We start from the raw sequence: 19,123 nt of genomic DNA, 5'->3' as shown, positions 1-19,123 counted from the left end.
AGGGCCGGCGACGGCGACGCGGGAGAACGACATGAACGTTGCGCTCGACGCGAGGATGCGCTTCGGCGTGCCGCGAATCGCGCTGGCGGCGATCGTCGCGACGGCGGCCTTCGGCAGCCGCGCGGCGCTCGCGATGCTGACCGTCGGGCCGCCATCCGACACCGCCTGCCAGTTCCACGACCTCGGCTTGGCGGTCCAGGCCGCGGCGCAATCACCCGGCTTCGACCTCATCGCGGTGTCCGGCGGCCCCTGGGCCTCGCAGGTATCGATCGTCGACCACGATCCGGACGGCCTCACGATCGAGGGCGGGTTCGCCAACTGCAGCGCAGGGTTGTCGAGCGGGCGCACGACGATCGACGGTTCGGGCGCGGCGCCGGCGGGACCATTGTTCGTCCACAGCGGCAACGGGCCGCTCACGCTGCGCCACCTGATCCTGCAGAACGCCGCCGGCGGCATCCAGTCGGTCGTCGCCGGACCGCTCACGCTCGCCGACGTGATCGTCTATTCCAACCACGCCGACTACGGCGGCGGCCTGTTCGTCAGCGGCAACGACATCTTCCGCCCGAAGCTCAACCTCATCGGCAGCAGCATCAACAGCAACAGCGCGACCGTCAACGGCGGCGGCCTCTACCTCAATCGCGTCGACGTCTCGATCACCGGCGGCAGCAACATCCTCGGCAACACCGCGCAGGGCGGCGCCGGCACGAGCGACGGCGGCGGCATCTACGCGATCGACTCGAACATCCTGTTCAACGACCACAGCGTCGCGTCGATACCGACGATCGGCAGCAACTACGCGCAACGCAACGGCGGCGGCGTGTACTTCTCGACGACGCGCGCGGGTTCGTACGAGATCCTGCTGTGGAACGACCTCGCGAACGCACCGCTCGTCGTCGACCACAACGCCGCGCAGAACCAGGGCGGTGCGTTCTACCTGTCGTCGATCGCGAGCGGCCAGCAGATCTTCTCGTTCGCCGGCCTCGAGAACGTGCAGATGACGAACAACGAATCGTACGAGGGCGCGGCGTTCTACGCGTTCTCGAGCGGCGCGTCGGCGTCGGTCGGCACGCTCGTGCAGATGGCGCAGTCGATGCCGGGCGATTCGATTCCCGCGTGCAGCCACGGCATCGAATGCAACACCATCGACGACAACCACGCGATCGGCGGGTCGGTCGTGCAGATGAGCTCGGCGGGCGATTCCGGCCACTCGAGTTTCATCTTCTATCGCGGGCGCATGCGCGGCAACCGCGGCGGTGCGCTCGTCGGCGGCAACGCCTACCTCGACATCGACAGCAGCCTCGTCGCCGACAACACGATCGACGGCGGCGGCAGCCTCATGTACGACGTCTCGGGCGACCTGCTCGTCACCAACAGCACGATCGCGAACAACCTGGTCGGCGGCGGCGAGTTGTTCGTCGTGGCGATCCCGCCCGCATCGCTGTCGATCCTGCACAGCTTGCTCGTGCAGCCGTCGACGGCCGCGGTCACCGGCTACGACGCCGGCGGCGGCGTCGGCGTCACCGTGCGCGACATCGGCGCGATGAACGTCGGCATCACCGGCACCAACGTGCAGTTCCTGTCCGACCCGTTCGTGAACGGCGGCAACGGCGACTACCACATCCGCGACACCTCCTCGGCGGTCGACCGCTGGGGAGCGAGCGGCGACCCGAACGACGTGCCGCCGACGCTCGACCTCGACGGCGCGCTCCGCCCGTACCAGCACAACTCGGCCTCGACGCCGTACGACTTCGGTTGCTACGAGGCCGATGCGATCGTCGATCCGATCTTCGTCGACGGTTTCGACGATTGAGTGCGCCGATGCGCGAGCCGTCGATGTCGGAGGCGACCGGACGGCGCCAAGCAAGGCACGCCGATGCACCCGCGCCGGCATCACCCCTAGGAGAACCGCCATGCCCAAGTACGTGATCGAACGTGACATCCCCGGCGCCGGCCGCTTGTCGGCGCAAGAACTCCAGGCCATCTCGCAGAAGTCCTGCAGCGTGCTCGGCTCGCTCGGGCCGAGCATCCAGTGGCTGCAGAGCTACGTCACCGGCGACAGGATCTACTGCGTGTACATCGCGCCGTCCGAAGCGCTCGTGCGCGAACACGCGCGCCAGGGCGGCTTCCCGGCCAACCGCGTGTCCGAGGTGGTCACGATCATCGATCCGACCACCGCGGAGTGAGGCGCAATCACGCGGTCGCGCGCGCGGTGAGCGCCTGCGCGACCCATTCGCCCGTCTCGACGCCGCCTTCCATGAAGCCCTGGTTGTCGAACGCGCAGTGCTCGCCGGCGAAATGCAGGCCGTCGACGCGTTCGCCGATCGCACCACGCAAGGTCGTCCACTGCCCGGGCGTAAGGCACGCGTAGCTGCCCTTCGTCCACGCGTGCGTCGGCCAGTGGAAGCGCGCCTCGCGCGCGCCGACGCGCGCACCGGCGATGCCGGGCCAGATCGCCTCGAGCTGCGCCGCGGCCGCGTCGGCCTGCTGCTTCGGCGTGCCGCCGCCGATCTCGACGCCGTGGCGACCGCCGACGAAATTGGTGAGGATGCCCGCACTGCCGGCCTGCATGCGGCTCGTTTCCCAGGTCGTCTGCAGCGGCAGGTCGCTGTAGCTCGCGCCGCCGCTCGCGTGGCGCGTGCGCCAGACGCGTTCGCCGAAGCCGATCATGAGCTTGGCGTTGGTGCCGTAGCGCAGGTCGGCGATCGCGCGGCGCTTGGCCGGCGGCAGCTCGACGTCGAGCCGCACGTCGCGCAGGGTCGTGAACGGCAGCGCGAGCACGACGCGACGCGCGCTCCGCTCGAACGTGCCGGCGCCGCGCCGGAACGACAGCACGTAGCGCCCGCCGGCGTCGCGCCGCACCGCTTCGAGCACGGCGCCGCTCGTGATCGCATCGCCGAGCCGCGTCGCCAGCGCGTGCGGCACGAGGTCGTTGCCGCCGCGCACGTGGTAGCGCTCGTCGCTCGCGCCGAAGATGCGGAATGCGTCCGTGCCGGGATCGATGAAGGTGAGGAAGTTGAGCGCGGACTGCTCCTCGCACTCGAGCCCCATCTCGGTCGTGTAGGCGACTTCGATGAGCGCGCGCAGCCAACCGTCGGAGCCATTGCGGTCGAGCCACTGCGTGAGCGTCTGGCGATCGAGCGCCTCGGCGCCACCGGGCGCGGCATAGGTGATCTGCTCGTCCGGCAACGACGACGCGTCGCGCTCGATCGCGTGCGCGAGCGGCGCGAACGCGCGCAGGATCTCCGCTTCGGAATAGCGGCGACCGCCGTGGAACCAGACGTCGCCGTACGCCGCGGTCGGATCCTCGCCGAGGTCGTCGAGCACGAGGCCGAGTTCGGCTGCGAGCGCGCGCAGGCGCGCGTGCCCGCTGTCGACGAGTTCGCCGCCGAGCTCGCACACCTGGCCGTCGGCGAAATGGCCGCGCAAGCTCAGCATGCGCCCGCCGACGCGCTCCTGCGCCTCGTACAGCGCGACGCGCACGCCGGCCTGGCGCAGGCGCCACGCGCAGGTGAGGCCGGCGATGCCGGCGCCGACGACGATCACCTCGTCGGCGTCGTCGCCGCGCGGGCGCAGCGCCGACGGCGCGCAGGCGGCGACGGCGAGTGCCGCCGAGGCGGCGAACGAATTACGCAGGAAGCGCCGGCGCGCGTGGTCGATGCGTGATTCGCGCTCGCGGGCGATCGCTTCGTCGAGCGGCTCGCCGGTGCGCGCGCAGTGCGCGGCGATCGCGGCTCCGCGCCGCAGCAGGTCCACCAAGGCCGTACGTGCCATGCCGCCTCCCCAGGTTGCCGGACGGCGCGAGTATGCACCCTGGCGATACGCTCGCGTCGCTGGCCCTCGATTCCGCAGCACTGCGTGGACCATGGCAGGAGGATCACGCCATGCCCGACCGCCACCCCCAATCGACGATCGCGCGCGCGTTCGTCGCGCTCGCGTTCGCCGGCACATGCGTCGCGCACGCCGCGAACACGCCACTGCACGCGCGGTATGTGTTCGCACGCACCGATCTCGCGATAGCCGCCGCGGGCGGCATTGGAGCGCCCGGCGCACAGGGCGGCGGCGCGGGAACGCTAGAGCTGGACGGCGTCGACGGCGAAGTCACGCTCGCACTGCTCTACTGGAACGGCATCGACATCGACTATCCCGAAGCCGGCCTCACCGGCGGCGACGGCGACTACGACCAGCCGGACATCCGTTTCGACGGCGTGGACGTGAGCGGCAGCCGTGTCGCAGCCGGAGGCAGCAACGACTGCTGGCCGAACGACGCCGCCACCTTGCCGCCAAGCGCCTCGACTTGGCGCGCCGACGTCACGGACCGCGTGCGGCTGCGCGGTGACGGCACATACGCGTTCTCGGGCCTGTCGGCGAAGCCCGGGCACAGCGCGAACGGCATCTCGCTGATCGTCTATTTCGACGACGGCAATGCCTCGGACGACCTGCGCGTCGTTCACTATGACGGCTTGCAGAGCAATCGCGACCAGATGGCGTTCGCGACCGAGTTCGACTACGCGGGTGGCGCGGTCGAAGCGATCCTGCACGCCTCCGACGGGCAAGGCTCGCTCGGCGACTCGTCGCTGCTCTGGACGACGCTGCCGGGCCAGACGAGCGGCAGCGCGTCGACGTTGCGCTACGGCACGCTCTACGACGGCCTCGCACTCTGGCCAGGCAGCACCGTACCTCACATGGGCCATCAGCGCGGCGCGAGACCCGACACCTTGTGGGACATCCGTCGCATGCCGCTGACCGCCATGCTCGGCCCACCGCGCCGCTACGCGTCCTCGTTCGAGTACTCGTCGGCGCAGGACTGCGTTTCGCTGCACGTCGTCCAGGTCGTGCGCGCTGCGGATCCGCTGCCGGCGATGCTCGATCCGAATCCGTCGGACTTCGGCGACCTCGCCGCCGGCGCCACCTCGTCGCCGCGACGTTTCACGTTCACCAACTGGATGCCGTCGGCGGTCGTGATCGGCACGCCGACGTTGTCGGGCGACGGCGTGTTCCACATCGTCGCGGGCACCTGCGCGACGCAGACGATCGCGCCGGGCGCTCAGTGCACCGTCGACGTCACGTTCGCACCGACCGTTGCCGGCCCACCGACCGCCTACGCGGCGCGACTGGTCGTTCCGTTCGAGGACGTGGTGAATCATTCGCCCAATCCGGCCCGACCGTACGCGACTCTGCGCGGCTCGTCGGTGCCGGCCACGTCGTTTTCGCGCCTCGTCTTCGAACCCGAACGTTGCACGTTCGCATCGATCCCGATCGGCTCGACGTCGGCGCCGATCCGCTTCCGCGTGCGCAGCACCGGCACGCTGCCGCTGACGCTCGATGCGATCAGCGGCGCCACCACGACCTTTCCGATCGTCGCCGACGCGTGCACGCCCGGCAGCACGCTTGCGCCGGGCAGCGAATGCGCACTCGCGGTCGCATTCCATCCGTCTTCCGTCAGCCTCGGCACGACGTCGGTGCGTGCGGACTACCACGCGACGGATATCCCGTCGGCATCGGCCCATCTGCCGCTGCAGGGGCGCGGCCTGGACGTCGCCACGACGGCGGTGTTCGCCGACGGTTTCGAAACGAGCGTCTGCTACTGACCCGCCGCGTCAGGCATCCACACCATCGGCGAAGATCGCATCGGGCAGTGCATCCGCCTCGACGGCGCCGACGTCGCAACCGACGCCGTCGGCAGGACGCAGGTAGCGACGCTGGTCGGCCGCGCCGAAGATCGCGTTGGCGACGCCGCACCAGACCGGGTCGGCACGGTCGGCGAGCGGGCTCGCACGCGACGGCGCGAAGGTGCGCGTGAAGCCGCCGTTGTCGACGAGCGGACCGAGCAGCAGCTGGTTCCCGGACACGTCGACGTCGTTGTCGGCCGCCGGCAGCTGGCACGTGTGCGCGGGCGATTCGACGTTGCCGACCGCCTGGAACACCGCGCCGCCGCTCGCGAACGCGCAACTGCCCTGCAGCAGGCTGTCGTACACGCGTACGTTCGCCGCGGCGCCGCGCACGGCGAGCAGCGAGGCGACCGCACCGGCGGGCACCGACGGCCCGGTGCGCATGGTCGCGTGGAACAGCCAGAAGATCGTCGTGGTCGCGTCGGCGACGTCGACGCCGATCGCGTGGCCGACGCCGTTGCTGACGCCGGCGCGGAACGTGTTGTCGCTGAACGTGACGTCGCCCATGACGACGTTCGCACCGGCGAGCACGCGCACGGTCGAGCCGATGAGGTTGGGGCCGGAGCCGCCGCCGCCGCGATTGCCGCTGAACAGCGCGCGCATGATGCGCCAGGCGCCGTCGTCGGTCGCGAGCAGCACCGCCGGAAGATCGGCGTGGTCGGCATCGACCGCGTTGTCGCTGAATTCGACCTCGTCCATCCACACGGTGCCGTCGCGGTACCCGAGCATCGGGCCCGTGTTGCCGAGGAAGCGCGTGCGGTAGACGCGCACGTCGCCGCCGGCGCCGTCGAGCACGAGCGGCGCGCCCTGGGCGCGGATCGTGCTGTCGCGGATCGTCGCCGAACCCGACGTGGTGAAGGCGATGCCGTACTGCGCCGGGCCGACGACGTCGACGCGGTCGAGTGCGAGATCGCCGCTGCCGTCGAACATGAGCACGCCGGCGAGCGTGCTGTCGGATGCGCGCAGCGAACCGGCGCCACAGCTGCAACCCGCCAGATCACGGAGTTCGGAGTGCTCGACGCGCAGTTGCGCGGCGCCGCTCGCCGAACCGGCGGACACTTCGCCGCCGCCCGCGGGAACGCGCACGCGGCGCAAGGTCGCGCTGCCGCTGTCGACCTCGACCGCCGCGCGCTGCGACGTCAGCGTGACGCCGTCGAGCACGAGCGCGGCGAGTGGCGTGACGTGCACGAGGTCGAAGTCGCCGGTGCCGACGACGCGCGTCGCGTCCACGCCCGTTCCGCCGATCGAGACGTCGCCGACGACGTCGAGCGCCGCGCGCGTGACCGTGTACTGCCCGGCGCCGAGCACGATCGTGTCGCCGGCGGGCGTCGCGACCGCGGCCTCGAGCGCTTCGCGCAGCGAGCAATCGCCCGCGACGCAACCATCCGGCTCGGGGTCGTCGCCGCGCGTGACGGTGTAGGTCGCCGCCGCAACGGGCAGCGAGGCGAACAGCAGGCCGAAGGCGAGCGGGCGATGCAGGGCGGACATGGCGATCTCCGTGGACCCCTTGCTCCACGGAAGTACGCACGGCCGCGGGCCACCGCCGCTCGCGGCGCGCGGTCCGCTCAGCCCGCGCCGAGTTGCTGCGCGAGCACGCGCGCCTCGCGCAGGCGCCGCGCATGTTCCGGCGCCTGCAGGCGACCGATCGCCTGCGCGACGTCCGTGCGCGCGCCGCCGAGGTCACCGTCGTCGCGGCGCACGCGGCTGCGCACGAGGTAGACGAGGCCGAGCATCGGCTCGGCCGTCTCGCCGCCGCTGCGTTCGAGCGTGACGCGCGCCTGCTCGACGAGTTCGCCGGCCTCGCGGCGCAGCGCCGGGTCGTCCGTCGCGACGAGGCTCGCCGCGAGTTCGGCGCGCGCTTGCGCCACTTCCGCGTGGTCCGGCCCGTACGCCTTCTCGATCAGCACGACCGCGCGGCGTTGCGCCACGATCGCGTCGGGCAGCCGATGCTGCGCCTGGCGCAAGCCGCCGATCACGCTGTTGACGTAGGCCGCCTCGTACGAATCGTCCTTCGACAGCTTCGCCATCGCCGCGACCGCCTGCGCGGCGAGTGCGTCGGCTTCGTCGAAGCGGCCGAGTTCACCGAGCACGCTCACGACTTCGAGCGCGGTCAGCCACGTGTACACGCTGTCGCCGGTGATCGTGCGGAACGCCTCGAACGAGGCGCGGTAGCGCTGCGCGGCGACTTCGAGCCGGCCCTGCGCGCGCGCGAGGTTGCCGTGGAACTGCAGCGCCTGCGCGTACTGCCCGCCCGGCGATTTCGAGAGGATGCCGATCGCTTCCGCCAGCGAGGCGTCGGCGGCGTCGAGGCGACCCATGCGCCGCTGCAGGTCGCCGAGGCGGATCAACGTGCCGCCGAGGATCACGTGGTCGTGCGGCAGCTGCGCGCGCTCGATGCGCAATGCCGCCTCGTACTCGGGCAACGCCTCGTCGTACTTGCGCTGCACGCGCAGGGTGTCGCCGACCGACATGTGCAGGACCGCGGCGCGCGCGTTGTCGGCTCCGCCCGCCGCCTCGACGATGCCGATCGCGTCGCGCAGCACCGCGAGTGCGTCCGGGAAGCGCGCGCCTTCGTGCAGCACCTTGCCGAGCAGCGCGAGATTGCCCACGAGCTCCATGCTGCGCGGCCCGTGCAGCGCGCGCGTGACGTCGATCGCGTCGCGCGCGAGGCGCTCGGCCTCGTCGATGTTGCCCTGGATCAGCTGGATCTTCGACGCGATCGATTCCGCCTGCGCCATGCGCGCGCCGCGTGCCGCACCGAGGTCGCGCAGGCGCGCGATCGCCGCGTCGGCGAGTGGCGCCGCCGCCTTGACGTCGCCGGAGGCGTACAGGCCGTCGGCGTACGCGACCTGCGCTTCGGTCGCGGCGAGACCGTCCGGGCCGCCGAGGCGCCGCTGCATTTCCCACGCCCGCGCGAGCGTCGCGACGCCGGCCTTGCCGTCGTCGAGGTTGATCTGGATCTCACCGAGGTCGCGCAGCAGCTCCGCCTGCAGGTCGGGCTCTTCGCCGAGCGTCGCGTCGATCTGCACGATGCCGTCGCCGATCAGTTGCGAGGCGGTGCGTGCCTGTGCCTTCGCGCGACTGACCGGGTCCTGTTCGCGAAACAGGGTCAGCATGAAGTCCTTGACGCGTTCGGCGCGCGCGAGCTGGCGTTCGGCGTGCGTGCGTTCCGCATCCGCACGACGCGCCTCGCCGCGCGCGACCTGCGCCTGCCACAACGCGATGCCGAGGCCTGCGAGCAGCGCGGCGGCGACGACGACCGAAGCGACGACACCCGCGCGATGCCGCCGCACGAAGCGCGCGATGCGATACGACGCCGAGTCCGCGCGCGCGGTGATCGGCCGCCGCGCGAGCCAGCGGCGCAGGTCGTCGGCGAACGCGGCCGCGGTCGGGTAGCGTCGCGCGGGATCGCGTTGCAGCGCCGTCGCGACGATGATGTCGAGGTCGCCCGCGAGCGCCTGCGCGAGCCGCTTGGCGTCGATGCCCGATCCGTACAGCGCATCGACTTCGGCCGCGGCCAGGCGCGCGGCGAGCGCGCTCGCGCGCTCGCTCGTCTCGTGCGTCGCCTCCTGCGCGAGCTGCGCCGGCACGCTGCTGCGCTGGCGCGGCAGCCGGCCGACCAGCAGTTCGCACAGCATGAGCCCGAGCGCGTACACGTCGGTCGCCGTGCCGATCGCCTCGCCGAGGATTTGTTCCGGTGCCGCGTACGCGGGCGACAGCACGCGCAGGCCCGTGCCCGTGCGCGTCTGCTCGCCACTCTCCTCGAGCAGCTTGGCGATGCCGAAGTCGAGCACGTGCGGCGTTCCGCCGGCGTCGACGAGCACGTTCGACGGCTTGAGGTCGCGGTGCACGACCAGCTGCGTGTGCGCGTAGGCGACCGCGTCGGCGATGCGCGCGACCAGCGCGACGCGCTCGCGCAGCGGCAGTCGCCGCGCGTTCGCGAATTCCGTCAGCGCGCGGCCCTCGACGTGCTCCATCACGTAGTACGGGCGACCGTCGTCGGCGACACCGCCGTCGAGCAGTCGCACGATGTCCGCGTGCGCGAGCCGCGCGAGGATGCGTCGCTCGCGCAGGAAGCGCTGCACGACCGCGGCGCTGTCCATGCCGCGCTTGATCAGCTTGATCGCGACGCGCTGTTCGTAGCTGCCATCGCTGCGTTCGGCGAGGAAGACGACACCCATGCCGCCCTCGCCGAGCGGCTGCAGCACATGGTACGGCCCGATGCGCCCGCTGTCGGGCGCAGCCGCCTGTGCGCCGGCCGGCAGGTCGCGCACCGCCTGCGCGAGACCGGCGTCGAGTACGCCGTGTTCGAGCGCGTCGGCCGCGAGCAGTGCCCGCAGTTCCTCCGCCGCCGGTGGATCCTCCGCGGCGATCGCGGCGAGGCGCGCCGCGCGCATCGCCGGCACGAGATCGACCAACTCGTCGAACCAGGCGGCGACGCGCGCCCAGCGTGCGGCATCATGAGGCATCGTCGTCTCCGGTCGTGGGTCGCAGGCGTCGTGCGAGATCGCGACGGGTGCGCTCGATCTCCGCGAGTTCAGGTGCCGCGCTCTTGCGAGCGGCGGGCAATGCGCGCTCGAGCAGCGATGCTGCTTCGGCGAGCGCGCCCGCTTCGCCGGACGCGACGAGGTCGAGCGCGAGTTCGTAGTCCGATTGCCACGCATCGCGCGAATCGGCGGCGTACAGCGCGAGCGCGAGTTCGTGCCAACGCCGGTGCGCCTTGATCGCGGTCGCGAGGTCGCCGCCGGCGCGCGCGATCGCGCCCTGCGCGCGCAGCGGCCGGATGTACTCGGGCGCCGCCGCGTCACCCTTCTCCGCGGCGATCCCCGCGAGCGCCGCGTCGACGGCCTCGCGCGCGCGGCGCGCATCGCCCTGCAGGAACATCACGTAACCCGCGTCGGCGCGCGCGCGCCAGCGCTGGATGTCGTGTGGCTGGTCGGCCGCGCGGTACAGGCGCTCGGCCTCGGCAAGTTCGGCCAGCGCTTCCGCATAGCGCTTCTGTTCCTCCAGCACGCGGCCGAGGTAGCGATGCCCGTGCGCGTGCATGTAGTCGCTGTCGGATGCGCGCAGCGCCGCGCGGAAGTCCTGTTCGGCCTCGCCGAGGCGGTGCTGGCCGAGCAGCAGGATGCCGCGCGAGAAGACCACGCGCGAGTACGGCCGCGAATCGACGCCGTAGAGCTTTTCGTAACAGGCGAGCGCGTCGGTCAGGAGGGGTTCGGCGTCACCCGCACGGCCGACGCGGTCGAGCAGGCCCGCGTAGTTGCGCTGCACCTCGCACACGCGCGGATCGTAGGCGCCGCGCGCGCGAGAGAGGATCGGCAACGCGGCCGCGTACTCGCGCAGCCCCTCGTCGTAGCGGCCGCCTTCCTCGAGCATCAGGGCGAGCGCGAGGCGATGGTCGGCGACCGCGGGGGCGTCGTCGCCGAGCCGGCGCCGCGAGGCCTCGACGACCGTGCGCTCGAGCGCGATCGCGGCTTCGGGCGACTGGGTCACGTTGAGGACGTAGGCAAGCTTCTCGCGCAACGTCTCGACCCGCTCCGGCGGCGCGTCGGGCGTCGCTTCGAGGATCGCGAGCGCGCTGCGGAAGTCGCGCTCCGCTTCCTGGTTGCGATCGGCGTCGCTGTAGATCGAGCCGCGCACGAAATAGGCGTAGACGAGGCGCGGGTCGTTCGGCCCCACGCTCGCGGCGAGGATCGCGTGCGCGCGTTCGCCGGTGGCGATCGCCTCGCCCCAGACGCCGAGGTTGCCCTGGATCTCGGCGATCGTCATGAGCAGCTCGCCGCGCGTCGCATCGTCCGACGTCACCGTCGTTTCGAGCGCGGCGCGACCGCGCCGGAGGATTTCCGCCGCACTGAGTTCCTCGCCTTTCGACAGCGACGGATCGTTCTGCTGGAAGATCGAGACGAGCAGCTCCTTGACGCGCTCGGCGCGCTCGGCCTGCGCGTGCGCGAGGGTCGCCTGCTCGCGCGCGACGCGCGCCTGCCAGATCGCGATGCCGAGGCCGGCGACGAGCGAGACGACGACGAGCGCGGCCGCGGCGACGCCGAGGCGGTGCCGCCGCACGAAGCGTGCGATGCGATACGACGCCGAGTCCGCGCGCGCGGTGATCGGCCGCCGCGCGAGCCAGCGGCGCAGGTCGTCGGCGAACGCCGCCGCGGTCGGGTAGCGTCGCGCGGGATCGCGTTGCAGCGCCGTCGCGACGATGATGTCGAGGTCGCCCGCGAGCGCCTGCGCGAGCCGCTTGGCGTCGATGCCCGATCCGTACAGCGCATCGACGTCGGCCGCGGCCAGGCGCGCGGCGAGCGCGCTCGCGCGCTCGCTCGTCTCGTGCGTCGCCTCCTGCGCGAGCTGCGCCGGCACGCTGCTGCGCTGGCGCGGCAGCCGGCCGACCAGCAGTTCGCACAGCATGAGGCCGAGCGCGTACACGTCGGTCGCCGTGCCGATCGCCTCGCCGAGGATTTGTTCCGGTGCCGCGTACGCGGGCGACAGCACGCGCAGGCCCGTGCCCGTGCGCGTCTGTTCGCCGCTCTCCTCGAGCAGCTTGGCGATGCCGAAGTCGAGCACGCGCGGTTCGCCGGCGGCATCGACGAGCACGTTCGACGGCTTGAGGTCGCGGTGCACGACCAGTTGCGCGTGCGCGTAGGCGACTGCTTCGGCGACTTTCGCGAGCAGCGCGACGCGCGCGACGACGTCGAGCCGATGTGTCGCCGCGTACGTGGTCAGCGCTTCGCCGTCGACGTGATCCATCACGTAGAACGGGCGACCGTCGCCGCTCATGCCGCCATCGAGCAGGCGCACGACGTGCGGATGGTGCAGGCGCGCGAGGATGCGCCGCTCCTGCAGGAAGCGGCGCAGGATCGCGTGCGTGTCCATGCCGCGCTTGAGCACCTTGACGGCGACGCGCTGTTCGAACGCGCCGTCGCTCCGCTCGCCGAGCCAGACCACGCCCATGCCGCCTTCGCCGATCGGATGCAGCAGGCGGTAGGCGCCGGCGCGACGGTCGGCCGGCGCGGTGTCGACGAGCAGGTCGGGCAGCACGCGCGGCGCACCCGCGTCGAGCACGCCGTCGCGCCCGTCCGCGTCGAGCAGCGCGCGCACTTCCGCCGCGAGCGCGGCGTCGTCGGTGTCCAGCGCCGCGAGCCGTCGCGCGCGCGCGTCCGGCGGCAGTTCGACCAGTTCGTCGAACAGCGCGGAAATCTCGCCCCAGCGCGCGGTATCGACCATCACGAGCTCCCCCAGTAGCGCTACCGTGCCACGCGCCTGCGCGCGTGGCGAATGACCGTGTCAGGCCCCCGCGATCTCCCGTTGCAGGAACGCGCGCGCGCGCCGCCAGTCGCGCTTGAGCGAACGTTCGGAACGGCCCTGCACGCTCGCGATCTCGGCGAGCTCGAGGCCGGCGTAGAAACGCATCTCGACCAGTGCCGCGAGCGGCGCGTCGAGCCCGGCGAGCCGGTTCAGCGCGTCGTCGAGCGCGAGCACCTCCTCGCCGCGATCCTCGGCCGCCGCCTGCAGCGCGGTCGTGTCGAGCGAGGCGACCTGCTGGTTGCCGCCGCGCCGCAACGCCGCGCGCGCACGCACGTGGTCGATCACGATCTGCCGCATCACGCGTGCCGCGACCGCGAAATAGTGGCCGCGATCGTTGACTTCGAGCGCGCCGTGCTGGGCGAGCTTGAGGTACGCCTCGTGCACGAGCGAAGTCGTGCGCATCGCCGCCTCGCCCCGCAGCTGGCCGGCAGCGAGGCGACGCAGTTCGTCGTAGAGCAGCGCGAACACGCGCTCGGACGCCTGCCGGTCGCCGTCGCGCGCCTTGCCGATCAGTTCGGTGATGTCCGCCATGCGCCCCCCAGGGTCGCCGCTACGTTGCCACGCAGCGGCGGCCGCGGCAAATCGCCGGGGCTGGCGGGCCGTTCAGGCGCCGTCGAAGCCGTTCGCGAAGATCGGGTCGGGTTCCGCCTGGAGTTCGTAGGCGCCGATGTCGATCGCGCCGAACTGGATGCGCGGGTTGCCGTCGAGGTCGACCGCGCCGTCGCCGCCCGGCGCACCGGCCTGGCCGGCGTTGTAGAGCGGCGAGGTCGGCTGCAGGTGGTGGTTGTTGAGGCTGATGAACTGCGGGATGTCGTTGCGGTTGCCGCTGCTGCCGGCTCCCGGCTCGACGTTGAGCACGTCGACGTCGTTGGACAGCATGACCGGGTGGATCGTGATGTTCTGCAGGAATTCCTGCCCGCCGTTGCCCCACAGGATGTTGTTGGCGAGCGAACCGCTGGCGAGCGGGCTCAGGAACACCGCGCCGGCGGTCGGATCCGTCGTGTCGAACGCGTTGTCGGCGATGGTGTTGTCGTTGAGGTAGACCTCGATCGTCGATGCGCCGACCGCGAAGTCGAACGCGACGACGAACTCGGAGCCGAGCGCGGAATTGTTGGCGACGACGTTGTCGACGAAGTACGCGGGGCCGGCGACGACGGCGACGTGGACGATGCCGTAGTCGGTATCGGCCGCGTCGGCATGGTTGAGGCGGAAGCGGCAGTTCTCGATGCGCGTCGCGCCTTGCGTCGTCACCGTGAGCGCGGCGGCGCCGACGTTGGACGTCGCCATCCCGTGCAGGAAGCTCGCGTAGCGCACCGTGATGTCGCCGCCTTGGGCGAGGTAGTTGGTCGCCGCGAGGATCGGTCCGGTCGAATGGCCGTCGAGGACGGTCAGCGAGGCGTCGGGCGTCTGCGTCGCGCAACCCGCGTCCCAGCCGCCTTCGATGTCGAGCGAACCGGTGCCGCTGGAGCGCGAATAGGTGAATCCGCTGCCGCTGGCGAGGTAGGTGCCGCTGCGCAGCTGGATCGTGTTGATCGCGTCGCCGTTGCCGGCGGCGGTCGTCAGCGCGTTCTGCAGCGCGGTCGAGTTGGCGACGCAGAAGATCGCGGCCTCGGCGTGCGTGGCGCAGGCGAGCGCGGCGAGGAGCAGGAATCGGATGACAGGGCGCATGGCACGACCTCGCGGGGGAGTCCTGCCATGTCCCAACGCCGATTCGCGCCGAAAGCGGGCGCGCAGGACATGCGCGCCTCATGCTCGAGCATGGAGCGCGATCGCGTGATCGTCCGGGTCGCTGACCGCGCGCAGGCGGTCGGTCGGCAGCGGCAGCCGGTCGCTCCGGATCGGCGAGCAGGCTGCCTGCGCCCGCACGCGAACGCCGTGGCAGCCGTCGCGGGCCGGAACGGGCCCGCGACGGCTCGGTCGTGCGGACCGCGTCAACGCGTCCGCTCGAGAGCGAGATCCACGTTGCCGTACAACAGTTGCAGGCTGCCGGCCAGGTTGCCCGAGCCGATGCCCAGGCCGGTCCAGACCATCGCGTCGCCTGTGGCGTTGCCGAGCAGGAGTTCCGCCCTGCCGTAGTCGGTCATGCCCGATTTGGCGGTATGGACGGCTCCGGCCAACGACCAGCCGGTCGCGCGCAGGCTGCCCTGGAGGTGGCCGGACGGACGCCCGTACTGGAAGAGCTCGACGTCGATCCTGTTCCCGGCCGGATCGGTCCAGAGCAGGTCGTCGAAACCGTCGCCATCGACGTCGGCGGTCGCGATCTGCCCGTGCGGCAGGTCGGGCATGCGCAGGTTGACGCTGCCGCGCGGCTTGCCATCGTCCATCAGCAGGATGGTCGCGCTCGTGCTGCCCGGCTGCTGGAATACGAGGTCGGTGCGACCGTCACCATCGAAATCCCCGCTGCCACGCCATTCGAGCTCAGGATTCACGTCGAGCGGCGTGATCGCTTCGCAGCGGTCGCGCTGGAACAGGCACTGCACGATCGCGTACGCGCGCGTGCCCGGATCACGCACCAGGGCATCGGCCTCGACGTCGCCGTCGACCTGGATGAGGTCGAGGATCTCGCGGTTCCCGAGCACGCCCGAAAGGCGCCGCGCCATGCGGCCGCCGGCATCGACGGTGTAGTAGTCGCCACCCTTGCGCACCAGCGCCTGGTCGGTGGCGAGGCCGTCGAACCGGTCGGCATCGATGTAGGCGTCGAACACGCCCATGCCGAGCGGCATCCACTGGTTGCTGCCAAGGTCGAGCCACTCACGCGCGTCGCTGATGAGATCGTGGCGCACCGGCGCGGACTGGTCGAACTGGAGCAGCGCGGTCGGCGGCCGGAACACGAACACGTAGCCCGAGGAAACCGCGTTCGCCGCGTAGCGTGCGTCGCCCTCGTAGCGCGCCTCGATCGTGTAGCGACCGTCCTGCGGCAGCAGGCCCTGCTGCGGCGTCGGCAAGCTCGCGCGGCCATTGACGACCGGCACGCGGCCGAGTTCACGGCTGTGCCGGTTCGGATCGACGACGCTGAAGACGACCGTGCCGGTCGGCGGCACCGGGCCGTTGCCGGAGACGTCGACGGCGGCGTCGAGCGTAAGGTCCATCGCGGGTACGCGGGTCGGATACGCCGGCAGCGTCAGGGTGACGGGAAGCAGGTCCGCCACGCGCACGCACGCGGACAGCTCCGAGGTGTTGCCGTCGGTGTCGGTCGCAGTGGCGGTGAACACGTCGCCGTCCTCGAGCCTGCCGAACGGCGGCTGGTTCACGACCTGCGCGAAGCTCGCGTTGCCCTGGCCGTCGGTGGTCACGTCGAAGGACTGCAGGAACATGTCCGCGACGTCACCGCCGCTGCTGCTGCAGGCGGCGGACAGGAACACCTCGATCGTGTAGGTGCGCCCCGGCATGCTGTGCAAGCCGCCTTCGAGCAGTCCGGCGGTATTGGCGGCGGCGAGCTCGGGACGATTCTGCAGGCGGTTCGGCCCTTCGTCCGCGTCGAGCGGATCATTGGCGAGCGGGCTTTGCGTGGTCAGCGCGATCGCCGTCGAATTGAGGTCGAAGAAGACGTTGCGGCTGAGGCGGTTGCCGGTGCCGGCCGGCGTCGACGACGGGTTGCTGGAACGCGGCGCGAGCACGACGCCCGCATTGCCATTGCGGATGGTGTTGTCGGCGACGACGGTATCGCGAGTGCCGTCCTCGAGCCGGATCGCGGTACCGGCGCCCAGCGCGGGAAGTCCCCAGACGTTCGTGCCGAAGAGGTTGCGCGCCAGCGTGTTGCCACGGGTATCGGGTCCGGGTGCGCCGCCGTGCAAGTAGATGCCGTCGTAGTCGACCGCGACGAACCGGTTGTCGACGATGCGCGAGTCGCGCAAGCCGAAGCTGTCGCGCTGGACCTGCACGGAGTACGTCGTCCGATAGGCCCGCGGCACATTGAGCGCGATGCTTCCGGTGAGCACGCCGGCGCGGCCGATGATCGAACCGGGCGCGGTTTCGCCCATGCCGTTGCTGCCGAACCAGTTGTGCTGCACGGCGTGGTTGCCGCCGTCGATGGCGATCGCGATGGAGTCGATGCCGGCGAAGATGTTGCCGTTGTCGGGGTCGGGATCGCCGACCACCGTGTCGCGGCTCATCAGGACGCCGACGCCGACGGAAACGCCGCCGAGGCCCACCACGTCGCCATTGGCGCGCACGCCGAAACGATTGGCGACGAGCTTGACGCCATCGGCCAGGACCAGCATCGCCGCGCCGTTGCAGCCGGCGCTGTTGCCGACGACGGCGAGGCCGGAGACCAGGCTGCGCTCGGCGCCGCGCACGAACGTCAGCGCGGAACCGAAATCGTCGTTCGCGTTGCACGACATGCCCGCGATGTCGATCTCGATCATCGGTCGCGCGGGGAAGCCGGGTTGGCTGCCCGGCTGCGAGAACCCGGACATCGCGATCCGGTCCTTGATCGGCGGCAGCGGCGAACGCAGCGGGATCGTCCACGGTCCCGGGCCGCTCGCCGCCGGATCGATGGCGAAGCTGATGCCGTCCAATCCCCGATTCGCATTGGCGTCGGTGATCGCCTGCCGCAGCGAACCGGGACCGCTGTCGGCCGGCGTCGTGACCCTGAAGCTGGCCGCTTGCGCGAGGCCGGCCGCCGCAACGGCGGATGCGAGGATGAGGAAACGCGATAGACGTCGGATGCGGGACATGCGCGAAAGCTCCATGCAATCAGGGGAAAGGCGACCGTTCATTCGAAGCCGCTGCGGAAGATCAGGTCCGGCCGTGGCTCGGCATCGAACATCACGTCGCTGGTCGCGTTGGTGTCGCCCGCGACGAGATCGGTCGCTTGCGAATCGAAGGCGAGGCGTTGGCCGTCGGCGCTGATGCCACTCGCCGATCCGGAGCGCAGGTCGCCGAACACGGACGACCCGGCCAGCGCATGGCTCACGAGGCGCCAACGCGTGCTCGCGGCGGTCCACAGGAATACTTGCGGCGGCGCGGGGGACGTGAAGTCGCAGGTCGCGAGCACGTCGCCCGCATCGGTCACGCGCGGATAGCGGCACTGGATCGGCGACAGCGCGAGGGGCGGATCGAAATCCGCCGCCGCCGGCAACGGGATGTTGACCAGCACACCGTCCTGCCGGTCGTAGCGGTAGACGCGATTGACGCTGCCGGGCAGGAGGTTGCCCGAGGTCGACCTGAACGCGACGAAGCGTCCGTTCGCGGAAATCGTCGCCTGATCGGAAAGGCCGTCGCCGAGCGCGCCATCGGGCGCATGGCTGAGCAACGTGTACGTGTTCGTCGCGCGGTCGAGCAGGTACACCTGCGGCAGACCGTTGCCGTTGACCGGCGTCATCGCGTTGGCGCGGCTGGAGAACACCACGCGCTGCCCATCCGAGGAAATCGCCTGCGGCGTCAGCGGTTCGACGCTGCCGTCGGCGAACTGGCCGAAGCGGTTGAGGCTGAGGATCGACACCGTGTGGGTGACGGCATCATGCACGAAGACGTCGACCATGCCGTTGCTGTCGCCGAACACGAGGTTGCTCGCTGCCGATACGAACACCGTGTATCGACCATCGCCCGACAGCGCCGGACTGCGCGCCTGACTGTTGCCTTCGTTGCCCGTCCCGTCGTCGCTGATGCGCGTGATCGCGCCGGTGTCGAGATCGCGGCGAAACACGTTGAGCTGGGTGCTGCCCGCGACGAGGTTGGTCGCGAAGCTCTCGAACGCGACCACCTTGCCGTCGCCGGAAACGGCCGGCGCGTAGCAGATCTTGTCGGCGGGCGCGTTCGTCCCGGGCGCCGAACTCACGCGCGTCAGCGCGCGGCTGTCCAGTTCGTAGCGATAGATGTTCTCGACATCGTTGCCGCCGGGCAACAGATTGCTCGCCGTGGAAACGAACACGACGGCGTCGCCGCCGCTGGCCAACGCCGCATCGCGCAGCAGTGCATCCGGCTGCACCGCACCCGACCCGGTCACGCGCGCGAGCGCGGGCTGTGCGTCCACCTGGTCGCACACGCACAGCCCCCCCGCGACGAGAGCCAGCGCGGCCGCGCGATGCCTGCATCGATGGAACATGGAGATCCCTCACGTTGGTCGTTCCATAACCAAACGTGATTCGAGCCCCAAAACCTTAGTGCCAGCCGCGGCCCGCGTCGGCGTGCGCCCGCACGACGATGCA

General features: G+C 71.1%; 11 protein-coding genes. 3 read left to right on the top strand and 8 right to left on the bottom strand.

Translation table 11 applies throughout. The features are described from left to right. Positions 1 to 31 precede the first annotated feature (31 nt). Positions 32 to 1,810 carry a hypothetical protein gene (locus FHW12_RS19125; RefSeq protein ID WP_182532662.1) on the top strand — a complete coding sequence of 593 codons (1,779 nt, stop codon included), beginning with the start codon at positions 32 to 34 and terminating at the stop codon, positions 1,808 to 1,810. Positions 1,811 to 1,910: 100 nt separating this feature from the next. Next, a complete protein-coding gene (locus tag FHW12_RS19120; RefSeq protein ID WP_182532661.1) occupies positions 1,911 to 2,183 on the top strand; it encodes a DUF4242 domain-containing protein in 273 nt (90 codons plus the stop codon). Between the two features lie 7 nt (positions 2,184 to 2,190). Here FHW12_RS19120 and FHW12_RS19115 read toward each other — a convergent pair whose 3' ends face one another. Then, positions 2,191 to 3,771, bottom strand: a complete 1,581-nt coding sequence (locus FHW12_RS19115; protein ID WP_182532660.1) for a flavin monoamine oxidase family protein — start codon at positions 3,769 to 3,771, stop codon at positions 2,191 to 2,193. A 110-nt stretch (positions 3,772 to 3,881) separates the two neighbouring features. Here FHW12_RS19115 and FHW12_RS19110 point away from each other — a divergent pair, with 110 nt between their 5' ends. Beyond that, positions 3,882 to 5,588, top strand: a complete 1,707-nt coding sequence (locus tag FHW12_RS19110; RefSeq protein WP_182532659.1) for a choice-of-anchor D domain-containing protein — start codon at positions 3,882 to 3,884, stop codon at positions 5,586 to 5,588. A gap of 9 nt (positions 5,589 to 5,597) precedes the next feature. Here the strand turns inward: FHW12_RS19110 and FHW12_RS19105 are convergent, their stop codons facing one another. From FHW12_RS19105 to FHW12_RS19075, 7 genes are all read right to left on the bottom strand, one after another. Beyond that, positions 5,598 to 7,157, bottom strand: coding sequence for a choice-of-anchor Q domain-containing protein (locus FHW12_RS19105; RefSeq protein WP_182532658.1), 1,560 nt, complete (start codon positions 7,155 to 7,157; stop codon positions 5,598 to 5,600). A 77-nt stretch (positions 7,158 to 7,234) separates the two neighbouring features. Continuing rightward, a complete protein-coding gene (locus FHW12_RS19100) occupies positions 7,235 to 10,138 on the bottom strand; it encodes a serine/threonine-protein kinase (RefSeq protein ID WP_182532657.1) in 2,904 nt (967 codons plus the stop codon). Then, positions 10,128 to 12,893, bottom strand: coding sequence for a serine/threonine-protein kinase (locus FHW12_RS19095; protein ID WP_182532656.1), 2,766 nt, complete (start codon positions 12,891 to 12,893; stop codon positions 10,128 to 10,130). Before FHW12_RS19095 ends, FHW12_RS19100 begins: the two co-directional genes overlap by 11 nt. Positions 12,894 to 12,953: 60 nt before the next feature. After that, the gene (locus tag FHW12_RS19090; protein ID WP_182532655.1) at positions 12,954 to 13,505 is read right to left on the bottom strand and encodes an ECF-type sigma factor; all 552 of its coding nucleotides are present in this window, start codon (positions 13,503 to 13,505) and stop codon (positions 12,954 to 12,956) included. 72 nt (positions 13,506 to 13,577) lie between these two features. After that, positions 13,578 to 14,642, bottom strand: a complete 1,065-nt coding sequence (locus tag FHW12_RS19085) for a choice-of-anchor Q domain-containing protein (RefSeq protein ID WP_182532654.1) — start codon at positions 14,640 to 14,642, stop codon at positions 13,578 to 13,580. 263 nt (positions 14,643 to 14,905) lie between these two features. Then, positions 14,906 to 17,650 carry an Ig-like domain repeat protein gene (locus tag FHW12_RS19080; protein ID WP_182532653.1) on the bottom strand — a complete coding sequence of 915 codons (2,745 nt, stop codon included), beginning with the start codon at positions 17,648 to 17,650 and terminating at the stop codon, positions 14,906 to 14,908. Between the two features lie 38 nt (positions 17,651 to 17,688). Next, the gene (locus FHW12_RS19075) at positions 17,689 to 19,020 is read right to left on the bottom strand and encodes a PD40 domain-containing protein (RefSeq protein ID WP_182532652.1); all 1,332 of its coding nucleotides are present in this window, start codon (positions 19,018 to 19,020) and stop codon (positions 17,689 to 17,691) included. Between the last annotated feature and the right edge of the window lie 103 nt (positions 19,021 to 19,123).

This window comes from Dokdonella fugitiva (assembly GCF_014138265.1).
Classification (GTDB): Bacteria; Pseudomonadota; Gammaproteobacteria; order Xanthomonadales; family Rhodanobacteraceae; genus Dokdonella_A; species Dokdonella_A fugitiva_A.
The sequence above is the reverse complement of the archived record's forward strand: the minus strand, read 5'-3'. Positions and strand labels throughout refer to the sequence as shown.